Source organism: Psychrobacter sp. TWR1-1-1 (assembly GCF_049895865.1).
In the GTDB taxonomy this organism is placed as follows: Bacteria; Pseudomonadota; Gammaproteobacteria; order Pseudomonadales; family Moraxellaceae; genus Psychrobacter; species Psychrobacter immobilis_A.
The window spans coordinates 211,547-227,929 of sequence record NZ_JAFCTE010000003.1; the positions used below are offsets into that span (position 1 = coordinate 211,547).

Below are 16,383 nucleotides of genomic sequence, written 5' to 3' on the forward strand. Positions count from 1 at the left end.
ATTGCAAACCCTAACTGGACGACCGCATTTGATCCTAGCAACTGAGGTAGATATGAACGAATCAGCCAACCAATTTAATCCAAGCGCCAGCCAGCCAGTAGACCCAACTGTTTTAAGCTTAACCGATAGCGCTGCACAAAAGGTGCGACGTCTACGTGAAGAAGAAGGCGACAGCGCTCTGATGTTGCGTGTCTATGTGACGGGCGGCGGCTGCTCAGGTTTTTCTTACGGCTTTAACTTCGCCAATGAGCTGAATGAAGACGATGCCAATTTTGATAATGACGATGTAACCTTGGTCGTCGATTCACTAAGCTATCAGTATTTACAAGGCTCTACCGTTGACTATACTGAGGGATTAGAAGGCGCACGCTTTATCGTCACCAATCCAAATGCCACCACCACGTGTGGCTGTGGCTCATCCTTCTCTATTTAAGTTGGCGAGACGCATGACTTTTGATCAAGATACCTCCCTCGTTAGTCAACGCTATCATAAACAGCTTAACGTCGTACTTTTGAAGCATCTATCTCGTAGGTAGATGCTTCTTGTTTTATGCGTTTTTTAGAAAACAGTAATGCGCTGTGCATAAAATTTTTTATTGAAATACCTATTAAAATCAAGAGGAATGAGCGCCTGTAAAGCTTATCGTATTTGTAATTGTCCGTGGTTTTCAGGGCAGCTTTGAGCTAAACTGACGGCATTCTTAATCCAATATTTACCTTCATTATGGTCAAACGCCAGTCGTGTTTTGAGCCGCCATAATAAATAACAATAGATGACTATTATGAGTAATTTTGCGAGTAGCTTTGTGAATTTTGACATTCCTAATTGGTTTGATAGCAAGCATTTAACGGGCATGCTCCGCGGTATCGAAAAAGAAGGGCTGCGCGTAAGACCCGATGGCTACTTGGCTCAGACACCGCATCCAGCCAAACTTGGCTCAAAGCTCACCCATCCGTTTATCACAACTGATTATTCAGAAAGCCTACTTGAGCTAATTACTGACCCCAAAACCTCACCAAAAGAGACGCTAAACATGCTGCGTCAGTTGCACGTACTGGTCTATCAAGCCATGCCTGAAGGTGAACTGATGTGGCCGCTGTCTATGCCTTGTATGCTGTCATCGAATGACGAAGACATCCCACTGGCTGATTATGGCAGCTCTAATACGGGTAAGCTCAAGACGCTATACCGTAGCGGGCTTGGTATCCGCTATGGTCGCCGCATGCAAACGATTGCAGGTTTGCATTATAACTTGTCTTTTGGCGACGGGTTATTTGAAGTCTGGCAAGCTGAAACGCCCGCGGCGCAAGAACAAACGCTGGCAGAATTCAAAAACGAAAAGTACTTAGGGCTTATCCGTAACTTTAAGCGCTTGACCAGTTTGGTGCTGTATTTACTGGGTGCTAGTCCTAGCGTTTGTCCTTGTTTCTTAGCCGGTCGTGAGCATGATTTAGAGCTACTCAACGACTCAACCTATTATAAGCCTGGCGCGACCAGTCTACGTATGGGCAAGCTTGGCTATACCAATAGTGTGCAAGAACAGCTCGATATTCGTTATAACTATCTGCCAGAGTATGTCGATGGGCTGCGCCGTGCGATTCAGACACCGCACGAAAGCTTTGCAAAGCTTGGCTTAGATGATGCCGACGGCAATCCTATTCAAATCAATAATCATATTTTACAAATAGAAAATGAATACTATAGCCCTATCCGCCCAAAACAAATCGCGATGAGCGGTGAGACACCGACAGAAGCACTGGAGCGTCGCGGTATTGCTTATGTTGAGTTCCGTGCCATCGATCTAGACCCTTATAGCGATGTCGGTATTCGTCTGTCTAGCGCTTGTTTCTTAGAGGTCATGGCGCTGTACTGTCTGCTGAGCGACTCACCTGATCTATTACCTGAGGAAGAAGAGACCTTAGCCATCAATCTTGAGCGCGTGGTAAACGAAGGTCGCCGCGAAGGTTTACACATTATAAACAACGGCGAAGAGCAATTACTTGAGAGCTGGATGCTGGTGCATTTAGAACGTATGCAACCACTTGCCGCGCTACTTGATGCGCATTATGGCGGCAACGATTACCGTGCAGCAGTCGCGTTAATGCAAGGCAAAGCAGGGCACTCAGAATCGACCATTTCAGCACAAGTAAACTCTGATAGTCAGCGTTTAGGCAGCTTATGGCAGCTTGGCTTTACCTTGGCGCAGCAGCATCGTGAGTCTTTATTACAGCAGACGCTTAGTCCGAACACCCAAGCCAAATATGAAGTGTTGGCAGAAAAATCGATATTACAGCAAGCTGAGATTGAAAAAGCCGAAACTGAAGATTTTATGGAATTTTTACAGCAATATCGCTAAGTTTTGATTGCTGAGTTCTGAGTTCTGACCGCCACTTAACGTGTATAGATGACTATTTTATAAGAGTAACTGCCCGATGCTAAAGCTGACCACTTACCGCAATTTGCAAATATTTTTGGTGATAATAGCCGTGATAGGTATGAGTTTTGCGCTGTTTTTTTTACAGCGCTATATGGGATTTTCGCCTTGCCCACTGTGTATTTTTCAGCGTATTGGCCTCATAATCATGGGCAGTTTTGCTTTGATAGCGGCATTATTCAATCCTAAATCTAAGGCAGTTAGATTGGTATTATGGCTTGGTAGCTTAGCAGGTATCGGCTGGGCGACTGCCGTGGCTGGACGTCATGTTTGGCTACAACATCTACCTGCCGATCAAGTACCTTCTTGTGGTCCAGGGCTGGATTATTGGCTAGATACGCTACCGATTTTGCAAGTATTTAAAGAAGTTTTTGCAGGTTCTGGCGAATGTGCCTCTGTTGAGTGGACATTTATGGGTCTAAGTATTCCTGAACAATCTTTGATTCTATTTAGTCTGCTATTGGTTGTACACGTGTTGATATTATGGCGCATTTTACGACCTGTTGCCCCTAGCCGCCTTGCTTGATAGCGAATTAGCCCATACGTTGCTTTTTGCTATATCCTTCGTTTTTGCTAGATCCATTTTTCCAAACGAACAGGCGTATTTATTACTAAACGTCTGTTCTTTAATGAACCACTATTGAATATCTCCGATAATTTTCGTTCGTCATATCTATCAATGTTAAACCATTATTCTTAGCTCATGGCTAAACCTATCATAACAAAAAGGCCACAGAGATATCTTTAACCTTTGATATCTTGACACAGTTTATTTGCTTTTGATGGGTAAAATAGCGTTTCAAATATCCATCACTGTTGACTGATTGGCGATAGGCTACCGATAGCTTCTTCTTGCCGCCTAGCCTCAGATGGCACTTGTAGTCTCGTAGTCTTCTACTCTAATTTAAACATTTATACTTCCTATTATCTTTCCTTTTTGACAACGTATTGAGTTGTCGATAGTGTCGATAATCATTTGGAATGACTATTAAAAAACTGTTTTTTGGTGTGACCATGATATATTTTTTGCCTACTTGTTCTAACACACTAACTATCCTCAAACGCGGTGGTCGTTGTTTGCTAGCGCTGCCCCTCTGTGTGCTGCTCATCGGCTGTGATAGTACCTCGTCTAGCGGCGATAAAGCTATGACGACTAAGGTCGCCCCTATCGATCATGTAGAAGAGAACAGCGCACAAGCTAGCGCAGAGAACTTGTCAGAGACCAATCTATTAAATGCGGGTAGTGAGCTAGATAAAGTGTCAGAAGGACAATCGCTGATTGCAGCTGCCCAATCGAGTAACGGTGCATATCCCCATCAATCGCTGACACGCTCAGAGCCGCGTAATGGCACGTTACAAGCCACGTTAATGGGCGATTATGGTGGCATGGTACCCTGTAAATCTTGTGATAGCACCGATATTACATTGAATTTGTTCGCTGATGGTTCAGTGCTAAAAACCAGTATAGATAACAATCCGGAAATGCCGAATGCACCCCTGTTTGAACCTGGTGTCTATCGTCAAGACAATGATATGATTACGATTGTCTATGAAGACAAAAACATTGAAGCGTATCATATTCAAGACAATCATCTTGTCTTAATGGATGAACATAAAAAACCTAACAATGATTATACCCTGTCGCGTAAATAATAAAATAGCGGCATAAACATTTAGAGGCTCTAAATTTTAGGTGCTCTGAATATAGTGATGCTCAATGAGCAAAACCATCCTTTTAATAACGCCTACTTGTTGGGCGTTTTTTATTGGTCATCATGCGGTGTTTACTTTACAATAAGGGCTTGTTTTCGACGCTGCTATTTGGCGAACCTATACTGTTTTTGTGACAGAATATAGGGTCGAAGCAATATAAAGTAGAGATAAGGCAAGCGGGCGTCAATAGTACGTTTGGTACATGAAGCACGGTTAACGCCGTCACCATTTATGATATTTTAATTATAGCCAAGACTGATGATCATTAGGTTGAGCGTATCCTAGAATAAACCACGGTTAATATCGGTAACTTTTGGGACAATGCTCCATTTTTATTCTTTTAATTTAAGCTCGTACGGAACGTCTATGCATATTCATATTCTTGGTATTTGTGGTACTTTTATGGGCTCGCTGGCATTGCTAGCGCGCGAGCTTGGGCATACGGTCACGGGCTCAGATGCCAACGTTTATCCGCCGATGTCCACCCAACTGGAAAACGCGGGCGTGACCATTGAGCAAGGCTATCTGGTAGAGCATTTACAACCAGCACCAGATTTAGTCGTCGTTGGTAATGCCATGAAGCGCGGTATGGATGTCATCGAATATATGCTGGACACAGGTCTACGCTATACCTCAGGACCACAGTTTTTATCTGAGCAGGTATTACAATCGCGTCATGTGATAGCCGTTGCCGGTACTCACGGTAAAACCACGACGACGACTATGCTCGCTTGGATATTGCACTATGCGGGTATCGATACTGGGTTTTTAATCGGCGGTGTGCCACTGGTTGATACCACTGATGAGCATTTACAGCACGTCTTCGCTCACAGCAGTTATTTGGGTGCTGACAAAATTGATAATGACGATTCGGTAAATACTGGCTATTTCGTTATCGAAGCGGATGAATACGATTCTGCATTTTTTGATAAGCGTTCAAAGTTCGTTCATTACCGTCCGCGTACGGCTATTTTAAACAATCTAGAATTTGATCATGCGGATATTTTTGCGGATCTTGAAGCTATTCAGACCCAATTCCATCATATGGTGCGCATGATTCCAAGCACGGGCAAAATCATTATGCCCACAGCGACTGCCAGCTTAGAGGAGACGTTAGCGAAAGGGGTTTGGACACCCGTTTGGCGGACAGCAGTATTGAATTCAGCGGCACATAATACCTATGCAACAGATAATACCCATGCAAAAGATAAGCATGTAAAAGATAGTAGTGATTGGCAAGCTGAACTTATCAGCGAAGATGGTGGTCAATTTGCGGTTAGTTTTGCGGCTGATATTGCTGATGAAGAAGCCACGGGAGTCATCGATTGGTCGATGAGCGGCATGCATAATGTGAATAATGCCTTGGTTGCTGCCGCAGCGGCTTATAACATCGGCGTCAGTGTCAAAACTGCGTGCGCGGCGTTATCAGCATTCGCGGGCATTAAACGTCGGATGGAGCTGATTGGCGATGTCAATGATATCTTAGTCTTTGATGATTTTGCTCATCACCCTACGGCCATTACTACGACCTTAGATGGTGCCAAGAAGAAACTGGCGGACAGACGCATTTGGGCGATTATTGAACCACGTAGTAACACCATGAAAATGGGCATTCATCAAGACAGCTTGGCTGAGTCTGCTGCTCTCGCCGATCATACCTTATGGTATGAGCCGACAGGACTGGAGTGGGGTCTAAAAGAAGTCATTGAAAATGCCAATAGCGCAAATCCTAACATGGGCAACCAACAGGTGCTCTCTAGTATCGATGCTATCATCGAGCATATCGACACGCACGCAAAAGCGGGTGACGCCATTGTGATTATGTCGAATGGCGGTTTTGAAGGTATTCATCAACGCTTATTAACTGCGCTACGTAGTAAAGCCACTTAATAAAGCTACGCAACAAATAATCTAGCTGGTCTAGTTCTGGTGTCAAATAAGAGCGTTGCTTATTATAAATGAGCAACGTTTTTTTATGATCAACTTTTTCTGATTACTTGCGATTACTATAGAACGTATCAGTATTAGGGAGCGTCGATATCCAAAAATGCCTTAATATATAAATGGCGTTTTCGACTTCACTACCTTTGTAACCTTTCATTTACCTATTCTACCTGCATATTAGCAAATCTACGATTTTCCTCACATAGCTCATACACTGGTAACATTTCGCGCTTACCTTTACGTCTATACAGTGCTTACAATGAGCTTATCAAAATTGATTAACTATTATAAATGATAATAAATTAGGAGAATAATATGAGCTTTATTTGGATGATTATTGTAGGTCTGGTTGCAGGTTTATTGGCACGAGCTATCAAGCCAGGTAGCGACCCGATGGGCTGGATAATGACGATTGTATTGGGTATCGTCGGTGCTTTATTAGGTGGCTTCTTAGCTAGTCTTATCGGTATCAATGCTGATGGCGGATTTACTGGTTTGATATTCTCAGTAATAGGTGCGATCATCCTGTTATTTATCTACGAGATGATTATGAGCAAACGTGGCGTATAACTTTGCACTTTTGGTCAGATGTTTTAGCTGCCCCAAGTGACTTTAATGACTCAGAAGTGATTTGATTTACTAAACTCAATTTACTAAAAAGCAGCTCTACTTATGCAAGTCAGATTACATCTAATCTAGCTTATATAAATAAAAAAGCCTTGCGAATTGCAGGGCTTTTTTATGCCTATAATAAAAGCGACCTCCTTGATTTTTTACGATGATAAAAAGCAATAATTGTGCGAAAGTATTGATAAGCATTACTTTTGTCCCCATTTATCCTATAATATCAACCCTATTTTATCCCTATCATTGAGGTGAGCGTTATGGCTTTACTCCCTATTTTAAATTACCCAGACCCGCGCCTGCGTACTATTGCTACGCCTGTTAAGGAAGTGACTGCTGAAATCAAAACCTTAATCGCTGATATGATTGAGACGATGTATGAGGCACAAGGTATCGGTTTGGCGGCAAGCCAAGTGGATCGCCATATTCAGCTCATCGTCATGGATCTGTCTGAAGATAAAAATAGCCCTAGAGTTTTTATCAATCCAAAGGTGACACCCTTGGTAGAAGAGAAACAGCCCTATGAAGAAGGTTGTTTGTCCGTACCTGAAGTCTATGACAGTGTCGAGCGCCCAAACAAAGTGCGCATTGAAGCCTTAGATGAGAATGGTCAAAAAATCGATGAAGAAGTAGAAGGCTTACTCGCGGTATGTATCCAACATGAAATGGATCATTTAAATGGGGTCATATTCGTCGATTACCTATCACGTCTCAAGCAAACTCGTGCTCGCGATAAAGTGCGTAAAATCGTTAAAATACGCGAAAAACAAGGCGAACAAATGGCGGATAAACAGCCACAGCCCAGCCATTCTTAGTCCATTCATCCTCTAAGCTATTTTTACGTCATTTAATCAGCATGGACGCAAGGTTTCATTACCTGTGAGATGCGTGATGACACTAATGTGAGATGACAATGACGTGATGCGAGCATTTACTCTTTAACACCTACTGTCTTTATTAAAGGTTTCCTACCATGACCATGATCAAAATTGACCAATATTTTGACCCTGCCGGCTGGCAGAAATTCACTCAAGCTGCTGAAGGTCGCGAGACGCCATTTTTGGTCGTGGACCTTAGCCGTATCAAAACGAAATATCATGAAATGGTTGGGTTTTTTCCCAATGCTAAAATCCATTATGCAATGAAGGCCAGTCCTGCTGTTGAAGTGATTAACCTGCTTGCTGATCTTGGTTCGAACTTTGATTGTGCCTCCATCTATGAGCTTGATCGCGTATTAGACTGCGGCGTTGAACCATCGCGTATCTCTTATGGCAATACCATCAAAAAAGCGGAGCATGTCAAATATGCCTTTGAAAAAGGTATTGACTTATATGCGACCGACTCAGAAGCGGATCTAAAAAATATTGCCAAGCACGCTCCTGGTTCAAAAATCTTTGTACGTATCTTAGTACAAGGCTCTGAGACCGCTGAATGGCCATTGTCTCGTAAGTTTGGTTGTCATCCCAATATGGCGATTGAGCTGTTGATTCAAGCTCGTGATTTGGGTCTAGTGCCTTATGGCATCTCATTCCACGTCGGTAGTCAGCAAAAAGACGTTGCCGCTTGGGATGATGCGCTAGCCAAGGTCAAATACATGTTTGACTGGATGAAAAACGAAGAAGATATTAAGCTACAAATGATCAATTTGGGTGGCGGTTTTCCAGCCAACTATATCAGTGAAGTGAACCCTATAAAAGTCTACGCTGAAGAGATCACTCGTTATTTGACAGACGACTATAGTGAAGAAGACATGCCTGAGATTATCCTTGAGCCAGGTCGCTCATTGGTTGGTGGATCGGGCGTATTGGTCAGTGATGTGGTGCTTATCTCGCGTAAGTCGCACACCGATTTAACGCGTTGGGTCTATACCGATGTGGGCTTATTCCAAGGCTTAATCGAGACGTTGGGTGAAGCCATCAAGTATCCGGTTTATACGCCTAAGATGGAAACATCAACCAGCAAAGGCACTGTAGTACTGGCAGGTCCTACTTGTGATTCAACCGATATCATGTATGAAGAAGCGGGCTATCAATTGCCAGAAGAGCTGGAGATTGGTGATAAAATCTTTTGGTTGACCACGGGTGCTTATACTAACTCGTATTCATCTATTGAGTTCAATGGTTTTCCACCGTTAGAAGTGATCTACGTTGACTAATCTGTAATAGATTATTATCGATAAAAAGCGCGCTCATGACGGGCGCGTTTTCCATTGACAGTAGGTCTCTTGTAAAAGTACCCTTTTATTGAGTCCAGTAACGGAGCGTCTATAACTTACCATGTCCCTGACAAAAGGCATTATTATCGAAAAATTTTATGCCAATAGAATCTACAACCTCCTGATAGCTATTTACGATATTAAATGTAGGTAAAGCTTTCTCTAAGACCTCTTTTGAAGGTGAGAATAAGTATCCATGAGATACTGCTTCTAACATACTAAAATCATTAAACGCATCGCCTATTGCCATACTATTTCCCAATGATAAAGGATATTTTCCTATAATCTCATGTTTACCATGCTGGCGACTGTATAGCACTTTATTAATATAACCTGCACTATCGACCTGTAAACGATGACAATATACAGTGTCCATTGGAACTTCGAGTTGCTGCAAGAATCCTTCAAGTAATTCACGGAAGCAGTCTGACACGATCTTAATCTCAAAACCTTTCATCTTCAATGCATGCAGAAACTCTTTTGCTCCTTCAATTGGATTGAGTTGCCCGATAATACTTTGTATTTTTGGCAGAGTAATCTTATACTTTTCTAGAACAGCTATGCGATATAGCATCAGTTTTTGATAATCCTCTACTTCCCTTGTTGTTATGCTTAGCTCAGATATATTTAGGCGCTTAGCTAAAAACTTCCATATCTCTGGGACTAAAACACCTTCCACATCAATAAAGGCTACTTTATTCATTTTGACTCTCCTTAGTTTAAGTTTGTAAAGAGCAAAAATACACCTAACAAACCTAATATGAAACCAATCACTCGATTGATCGCTACTTGTTTATTTAACATTTTTTCTCTTAGAGTACGCTGAGAGAACAATAAAGCCACTAGAGCAAACCATATGAAATGAGCTACAGACATGAACAGCCCGTAACCGATTAAAATAGATTTTGGGGTGATAGCGCTAACTATTTGCGTATAGGTGCTAATAACAAACAAGGTAGTCTTAGGATTCAGGGCATTCGTAAAGAAACCATATCGTAACGATTGTGCAGAACTGATGCAGGTAGAAGAACCCACGTCCTTTACAGGTTTTTGTCTAAATGTTTTATAGCCAATATAAATGAGATAAAACGCACCAAGATATTTTATGATAGTCAAAAAATTGGGCGCAAACTCCATGACAATGGCAACGGCTAACAAGGTATAAGCGACATGGACTAATACTCCTAACGCTATACCAATAGAAGTTAATACACCAATAGAGCGCCCATATAAGTAGCTATTCTTGGTCACGATAGCGAAATCAGCGCCTGGACTGATGACAGCAAGAATAGTAATCATAATAACGGCTAAAAATTCCGTCATTTGTCTATCTCTTTAAAAGTAACAACTAGTACATCTCTTAAAACTACTTTGTTATTCCTATAATCTTGTAGCTTTTGGAATAATTTACTATCAATAAAAACATATCCTACATCTTCTAAGATGGATACAAACTTATCAATATTATTAAATTTATTTAGCTCTATACTTCTATTAGCTATATTTCCTGTGTTTTTCACACTTACCTCATGTAGTTATTCAATTTAGTTGTATCTTCCTATATTTTTCAGTAAACTAAAATTGAGTTATTTACATGATAGTTTATGAGTTTTTGGCATGATAGAAAAGATATCCTTAAATTCGCTAAAGTTTTTTTATTACGTTGCACAGCATGGTAGCGTGACGTTAGCATCTCAAAAATTATTTGTGACACAGAGCGCAGTAAGCAAACAGATTAAAAATCTAGAAGATGCTTTAGGTCTTATTTTATTTGATAGAGTGAACAAGAAGCTCATACTTACATCCAATGGCAGCTTACTTTTCGCCTGTTGCCAGCAAGTTTTTGCAAGATTAGACGATTGTCTTGTAGATTTAAAAAATCAGCAATATGAAAAGAAACAATTGGTACTATCCTGCGAACCTACTATTTCTATGAAATGGTTGATACCGCGTTTGGCTGAATTTAACTCACTAAACTATGGCTTTGAAATTGTGTTACTGACGGGCGGTGGAATCGTAGACTTTCAAGGGAAATCTATCGATATTGCCTTGCGCAGAAATGATTTTGAATGGGACAAGAATATATTTCATGAAAAAATTATTGAAGAATACATAGTTGCTGTTCGCAACACTAGAACGGATCAGACCAATACACTTTTACTTACTTCTTCTCGACCACATTTATGGCAACACATAAATAAGTCTAAGTTGGTGAGTAGTGACATTTTATCGTACGAACACATGGTGTTAGAACATTTCTATTTGTGTATTGAGGGATGTTTAGCTGGTTTAGGAACAGCTATTGTTTCAATATTTATGGTGGAAAAAGAAATCTCACATGAATTTTTAGAATTGGTACATCCTCCCGTAGCGGACAGTTCTTCTTATCATTTATTGTCCTACTACCCTTTTTACGAAGATGAAAGGAAGGTTATATTTAAAAACTGGTTGAAAATAAAGATGACACGCAGTAAAGAACAATTTATGAAAAATTTGCAAGATAAGTTGTAAAGTATGTCGGCTATCTGCCCTCTAAAAACAAGGCTAACATTCTCTAGTTATGGTCACATAGACGAGTACATCAGAGATGAGTAATAAAAAACGCGCCCATCATGAGCGCGTTTTTTATGACCATTAGTTTTGTTCAGATATTCAACGCTATCTAGTCATTCAAACCCAACACATCCTGCATATTATATTGCCCAACTTCTTGTTTGATAACCCAAGTCGCGGCACGTACAGCACCCGCGGCAAACGTCATACGCGCGCGGGCACGATGGGTAATTTCAACCATCTCACCATCGGCAATAAACATCACGGTATGATCGCCAATGATTTCACCTCCGCGAATGGCATGAATACCAATAGTACCTGCTTTGCGTTCGCCCGTTTGTCCTTCGCGGCCATAAACAGCGACATCTTTTAGGTTCTGTCCACGAGCTTCTGCAACGGCTTCTGCCATCATATATGCTGTGCCTGATGGCGCATCGATTTTATGCTTATGGTGGGCCTCGATAACTTCTACATCGGCATCCTCACCAAATGCCTTCGCTGCCATGTTGAGCAATTTCAATGACAGATTAACACCTGTTGAATAGTTACCAGCGTAGACAATCGCAATTTTCTCGCTGGCTTTTGCCAACACTTGCTCTTGCTGCTCATTGAACCCTGTCGTCCCAATAACCATCGCGACATTGTTTGCCGCGCAAATCTGCATATTTTGTTCAGTGGCATCAGGCAAGCTAAAGTCAATCAGTACATCGATGTCATTAATGACAACTTTTAAATCATCGACAATCTGCACCTCTAAGCGACCGATAGCGGCGACTTCGCCAGCATCGGCGCCGACAAGGCTTGATCCTTGACGTTCTATCGCGGCGCTTAATGTCGTTTGCGAGTTGTCTTGTACTGCCTCTATTAGCATACGCCCCATACGACCACCAGCACCAATAACCCCGACTTTGATGGCTTGTTTATTTGTATTTTCTTGCGCTGTTATCTGTTGGCTCATATTTTTATCCTAAAAGCTCTATATTAATAAGAAAGGTTTTAAATGTTATGATGCTAAGTTTAGCAAATATCACTACCTGAATGGTTTTTTATAGCGTCAATAAAAACCCCCAGTGTTTCACATGAAACACTGGGGGTTTTGTATCTAGTCATTTAACCAAACGAGTGATTGAAACAACTCAGTTAATCAAATAAGTCGCCAATCTTTTTAAAGAATGACTTCTTATGTGGCGACTGCTGATGCTTGCTATCACCGTCGAGCGTATCTTGGAACTGGCGCAACAGGTCTTTTTGCTCGCGAGTCAGATTCACTGGGGTTTCGATAACCACACGGCAAATCAAGTCACCTTTCATCGTGGTGCGTACTGGCGTCACGCCTTTGCCACGCACACGTAGCAACTTACCACTTTGCGTGCCTTCTGCAACCTTGATTTTCACTTTACCATCTAGAGTTGGTATTTCGACCTCTTTACCCAGTGCTGCATCGGTGATGCTAACGGGTACGTCCATATATAGATCCGCCCCTTGACGGGTAAAGACATTATGCGGTTTTACGCGTACTTCAACGTATAAGTCGCCGTTTTGGACGCCCGCGCCGCCCGCTTCACCTTCGCCTGCTAGACGGACGCGATCACCATCATCGACACCCGCTGGGATAGACACTTCTAGCGTACGTGATTTGTCTTTAACGCCATTACCGTGACAGTCAGAGCACGGATTTTTGATTTGTTTACCAGTGCCGCCACAATGTGGGCAAGCCTGCTGCACGGCAAAAAATCCTTGCTGCATACGCACTTGACCTTGTCCATGACAGGTCTGACAAGTCACGATATCAGAGGCATTTTTTGCCCCTTTGCCATCGCACGTGTCGCAAGGCGCAGGCGCAGTGAAACTGATTTCTTTTTTACAGCCACGTACCGCTTCTTCTAGCGTCAGCTCAATGACGTAACGTAAATCAGAACCACGGCGCGAACGTCCACCGCCGCCACCACGCTGCTGACCGAAGATATCGCCAAAGTTGCCGAAGATATCACCGAAGATATCTTGGAAATTACCGCCACCACCTGCACCGCCAAAGCCGCCGCCGCCCATACCATTTTCGAAGGCTGAATGACCCATGCGATCGTAAGCAGAGCGCTTCTCTTCGCTGCTTAGTACTTCGTAAGCCATGGATGCTTCTTTGAATTTATCCTCAGCATCTGGATCATCAGAGTTACGGTCAGGGTGATATTTCATAGCCAGCTTGCGGTAAGCTCGCTTAATTTCTTTGCTTTCAGCGGTCTTGCTCACACCTAATACTTCATAAAAATCGCGCTTACTCATGGGCTCTCCTATCGTCTTTACAGTCCACCGGACAGTCGATTCAGTAGTTCTAGTCAACCACCACCTTAATACGACTCACTATGACACTCAAAGGTTTCACATGAAACATCATAAATAGTGAGAGAAAAGAGGTGATACTGCTATGAATCTTACAAGCGAATACGGCGGGATGCTGCTTAGCCAAATCAATTATTAAAAGTTTGCGCTATTTATGGAGATGCTATGGTGATTTATCAAGCGCTTAGGCAGGGAAAGTATCCACTATAGTGCGCTTGGCCATACAAAAAGGTTTTATTAAGGAATGAACAAAGGTTTTCATACCTTAAAAAGACCCAGCCATGCTAATATTTATCGCTATATTTCTGGGGTTTTATATTTATACTCACCAGTATTAAATTTGCCCATCATTACGTTTTTATTTTGCGATAAGGGTTTGATTTTTATGAAGAAGCTGATTATTTTATTAATCGTCATTGCCGTCGCTGTCTATGCAGGCTCGCCCTATTACAGCGCTTATCAGCTTAAAAATGCCTACGATGCCAAAGACGGCGCGACCATCGCCGCAGCGATCGACTATGAGCAAGTGCGACCTAGTATCCAAAACCAACTCACCAGTCAGTTTACGGCGACTATGGCCAATTATCCATTGGTCGCTGAGCTGGGCGGCGAAGCATTAACCCAAGCCGCCAATAGCTTTATCACGCAGGCGGTAGATGGTGCTATAACACCGCAAAATATCGAAAAAGTCATCAATACCCAAGGTCAGGCCAATACCGCAACCAAAGAGCTGGCCGCCGCATGGGCAATCGCTAGTAATCAAGTCGATCTCAAAAATTTGATTCAAAATCTTATCATCCAGCGCGGTGATGTGGATGCAGTGGTCAAAAGCCAAATGCAGCAAATCATGGAGAAACAAGCCGCTGAACTGGAGCAACAGGTAGCGCAAGGGTCTGACAGTGACAAGCCCAAATTAAGCTATTGCGGTATTAATTGCTTCACTATTAGCGGTCAGGTAAAAGGTTATCCGCTCACCATCGAGATGCAGCGTAACGGCTTAATTGATTGGAAAATCGTTGATATCGTGTTGCCACAATAGACTTGATATCCTTAACGGTTATAGGTAATAAAAAACCGCCACATAGATTACTTATGTGGCGGTTTTTTATTAATATTAAGGAATGTCATCTCTTAATACATTTTTTATTCATAACTTTATTAAACATCTATGCGAGATTAAACATCTGTGTGAGCTACTGCACACCCAAAAATTCTAAAAACTCAGGACTCTCAAAGCTCGCTTGAAACAGCACGCCATCTTCACGGTAGATAGCAGGCGTTGCCATCACCGCAAGCCCTGCTGCTTTTTCACGATTGGGCGTCACATGATCGGCTGTACAACTTGCTGGTGCTGGTGTCATCTCACCCTGCAACATTGCTTTATCAAAAGCTTTACGGCGGCTGTCCTCATCACTTTGACACCAAATGCCACGCATTTGCTCAGGGGACTGCTCGTATATCGGATAACCAATGGTTTTGACCGTCACACCTTTGGCATTAAGCATCGGTAGCTGTTGATGCAAGCGGCGGCAATAAGGACAATTGACATCATTTGCCACATAAATAACCGCTCTCTCAGGGCCTGTCGCTGGATAATTAATCAGCTGGCTTTCATCTAAAGTCGCAAACACAGACTGATTTTTACGCTTTTCAAACTGCTCATCGAGTCCGATGAATTGACCGTTTTCGATGACAGATATCTCGCCATCAGTAATATATTGTGCATCATCCGATAGTAAAAAAGGCACGCCTTCCAATGTCGCACCCCAAATCACACCTGGCACTGCGGTATAAAAGAACGGCGTTTTGGCACTCATATTTTTCAGCGCATCCATATTTGCCAATATATCAGCTTTGACACTCGCACTGACAGGTTTGCCTGCCTGCGCACTGGTGCTACGCGCTGGCGTCTTGGTGACCACACGCTTGCTTGGATTCTTTTGTAGCTCGCCTTGAATGACATATTTGCCATCTTCAGTGATATGCAAAGGCAACTGCCCCGCCAAATTGACTTGATACATATTGGGCAAGTTGGACGGCACAATAGAGCTGATTTGTGTTTTGATCCCTGCCTGAGTGAGCAATTGGCGCAAGCGACTGTCAACAGACTTACTAACGGTGCCAGCGGCTTTTGTATTTTGAGTACTCTGGCTCGTTTTTTGATTAGTAGCCATAGTATCACTAGACTGGGCACAAGCGGTGGTTGCCAATAACATGGCGCCAATTAAACTGGCAGATTTTAATAGAGATGATTTCACAGAGACAGTCCTATCTGGTTTTAACAAAAACAGCTTTTAATAACAGCGCGTTTCAGTAACAACGATTTTTAACAACCTTTAATTTTAACAACACTCAATCTTAAGAATAGCCGCTTCTAATAATGCTCGTTTCTAACAATAGCTACTTTTAATAAAGATAACGATATTATGTAAAAAAATAGATTAAAAAAAGATAGGCAGACTTTAGCACAAGGAATACTTTTGCAAAGGTTTAACGGCTCAATTTTGCAAAACTGCTACTGAGCTTTAAGAGATAGGCAACACAGTGTGCACGCGAGACATA

Annotated in this window: 16 protein-coding genes; 10 read left to right on the forward strand and 6 right to left on the reverse strand. The window is 42.3% G+C overall.

The genetic code is table 11. The features are described from left to right. The first annotated feature begins 52 nt into the window (after window positions 1-52). The 8 genes from erpA to ACP69U_RS04710 all read left to right on the forward strand — a co-directional run bounded on the left by erpA (window position 53) and on the right by ACP69U_RS04710 (window position 8,871). The gene (erpA, locus tag ACP69U_RS04675) at window positions 53-433 is read left to right on the forward strand and encodes an iron-sulfur cluster insertion protein ErpA (protein ID WP_404641660.1); all 381 of its coding nucleotides are present in this window, start codon (window positions 53-55) and stop codon (window positions 431-433) included. Window positions 434-782: 349 nt separating this feature from the next. Then, window positions 783-2,357: a glutamate--cysteine ligase gene (gene gshA, locus ACP69U_RS04680; RefSeq protein WP_426137953.1), complete on the forward strand. Its 1,575-nt coding sequence runs from the start codon at window positions 783-785 to the stop codon at window positions 2,355-2,357. 76 nt (window positions 2,358-2,433) lie between these two features. Next, on the forward strand, window positions 2,434-2,961 hold the full coding sequence (locus ACP69U_RS04685) for a disulfide bond formation protein B (protein WP_426137954.1): 528 nt from the start codon (window positions 2,434-2,436) through the stop codon (window positions 2,959-2,961). Window positions 2,962-3,449: 488 nt separating this feature from the next. Continuing rightward, window positions 3,450-4,088, forward strand: coding sequence for a copper resistance protein NlpE N-terminal domain-containing protein (locus tag ACP69U_RS04690; RefSeq protein WP_426137955.1), 639 nt, complete (start codon window positions 3,450-3,452; stop codon window positions 4,086-4,088). A gap of 426 nt (window positions 4,089-4,514) precedes the next feature. After that, window positions 4,515-6,038 carry a Mur ligase domain-containing protein gene (locus ACP69U_RS04695; RefSeq protein ID WP_250163450.1) on the forward strand — a complete coding sequence of 508 codons (1,524 nt, stop codon included), beginning with the start codon at window positions 4,515-4,517 and terminating at the stop codon, window positions 6,036-6,038. 369 nt (window positions 6,039-6,407) lie between these two features. After that, window positions 6,408-6,662, forward strand: coding sequence for a GlsB/YeaQ/YmgE family stress response membrane protein (locus ACP69U_RS04700; protein ID WP_045454808.1), 255 nt, complete (start codon window positions 6,408-6,410; stop codon window positions 6,660-6,662). A 314-nt stretch (window positions 6,663-6,976) separates the two neighbouring features. Continuing rightward, complete coding sequence (gene def / locus ACP69U_RS04705) at window positions 6,977-7,531, forward strand: peptide deformylase (protein WP_045442956.1); 555 nt, start codon at window positions 6,977-6,979, stop codon at window positions 7,529-7,531. A 164-nt stretch (window positions 7,532-7,695) separates the two neighbouring features. Continuing rightward, window positions 7,696-8,871 (forward strand): type III PLP-dependent enzyme, encoded by a 1,176-nt coding sequence (locus ACP69U_RS04710; protein WP_055125679.1) that lies wholly within the window; start codon window positions 7,696-7,698, stop codon window positions 8,869-8,871. A 109-nt stretch (window positions 8,872-8,980) separates the two neighbouring features. On the opposite strand, the gene thrH is transcribed toward ACP69U_RS04710, so the two are convergent. Genes thrH through ACP69U_RS04725 form a run of 3 tightly spaced genes read right to left on the reverse strand, consistent with a single transcriptional unit; the run spans window position 8,981 to window position 10,451 of the window. Beyond that, a complete protein-coding gene (thrH, locus tag ACP69U_RS04715; protein WP_193008383.1) occupies window positions 8,981-9,634 on the reverse strand; it encodes a bifunctional phosphoserine phosphatase/homoserine phosphotransferase ThrH in 654 nt (217 codons plus the stop codon). An 11-nt stretch (window positions 9,635-9,645) separates the two neighbouring features. Continuing rightward, window positions 9,646-10,254, reverse strand: coding sequence for a LysE family translocator (locus tag ACP69U_RS04720; RefSeq protein ID WP_193008382.1), 609 nt, complete (start codon window positions 10,252-10,254; stop codon window positions 9,646-9,648). Continuing rightward, window positions 10,251-10,451: a hypothetical protein gene (locus ACP69U_RS04725; protein WP_045454801.1), complete on the reverse strand. Its 201-nt coding sequence runs from the start codon at window positions 10,449-10,451 to the stop codon at window positions 10,251-10,253. The genes ACP69U_RS04720 and ACP69U_RS04725 overlap by 4 nt, the downstream gene beginning before the upstream one ends. Before the next feature lie 97 nt (window positions 10,452-10,548). Here ACP69U_RS04725 and ACP69U_RS04730 point away from each other — a divergent pair, with 97 nt between their 5' ends. Beyond that, the gene (locus ACP69U_RS04730) at window positions 10,549-11,442 is read left to right on the forward strand and encodes a LysR family transcriptional regulator (protein ID WP_193008381.1); all 894 of its coding nucleotides are present in this window, start codon (window positions 10,549-10,551) and stop codon (window positions 11,440-11,442) included. Window positions 11,443-11,593: 151 nt separating this feature from the next. Here the strand turns inward: ACP69U_RS04730 and dapB are convergent, their stop codons facing one another. After that, window positions 11,594-12,442 carry a 4-hydroxy-tetrahydrodipicolinate reductase gene (gene dapB / locus ACP69U_RS04735; protein WP_426137956.1) on the reverse strand — a complete coding sequence of 283 codons (849 nt, stop codon included), beginning with the start codon at window positions 12,440-12,442 and terminating at the stop codon, window positions 11,594-11,596. A gap of 182 nt (window positions 12,443-12,624) precedes the next feature. Beyond that, on the reverse strand, window positions 12,625-13,764 hold the full coding sequence (gene dnaJ, locus ACP69U_RS04740) for a molecular chaperone DnaJ (protein ID WP_193008379.1): 1,140 nt from the start codon (window positions 13,762-13,764) through the stop codon (window positions 12,625-12,627). Between the two features lie 442 nt (window positions 13,765-14,206). Here dnaJ and ACP69U_RS04745 point away from each other — a divergent pair, with 442 nt between their 5' ends. Further along, window positions 14,207-14,860, forward strand: coding sequence for a DUF2939 domain-containing protein (locus tag ACP69U_RS04745; protein ID WP_426137957.1), 654 nt, complete (start codon window positions 14,207-14,209; stop codon window positions 14,858-14,860). A 154-nt stretch (window positions 14,861-15,014) separates the two neighbouring features. Here ACP69U_RS04745 and ACP69U_RS04750 read toward each other — a convergent pair whose 3' ends face one another. Next, complete coding sequence (locus ACP69U_RS04750) at window positions 15,015-16,079, reverse strand: disulfide isomerase DsbC N-terminal domain-containing protein (protein ID WP_250163446.1); 1,065 nt, start codon at window positions 16,077-16,079, stop codon at window positions 15,015-15,017. Window positions 16,080-16,383 lie beyond the last annotated feature (304 nt).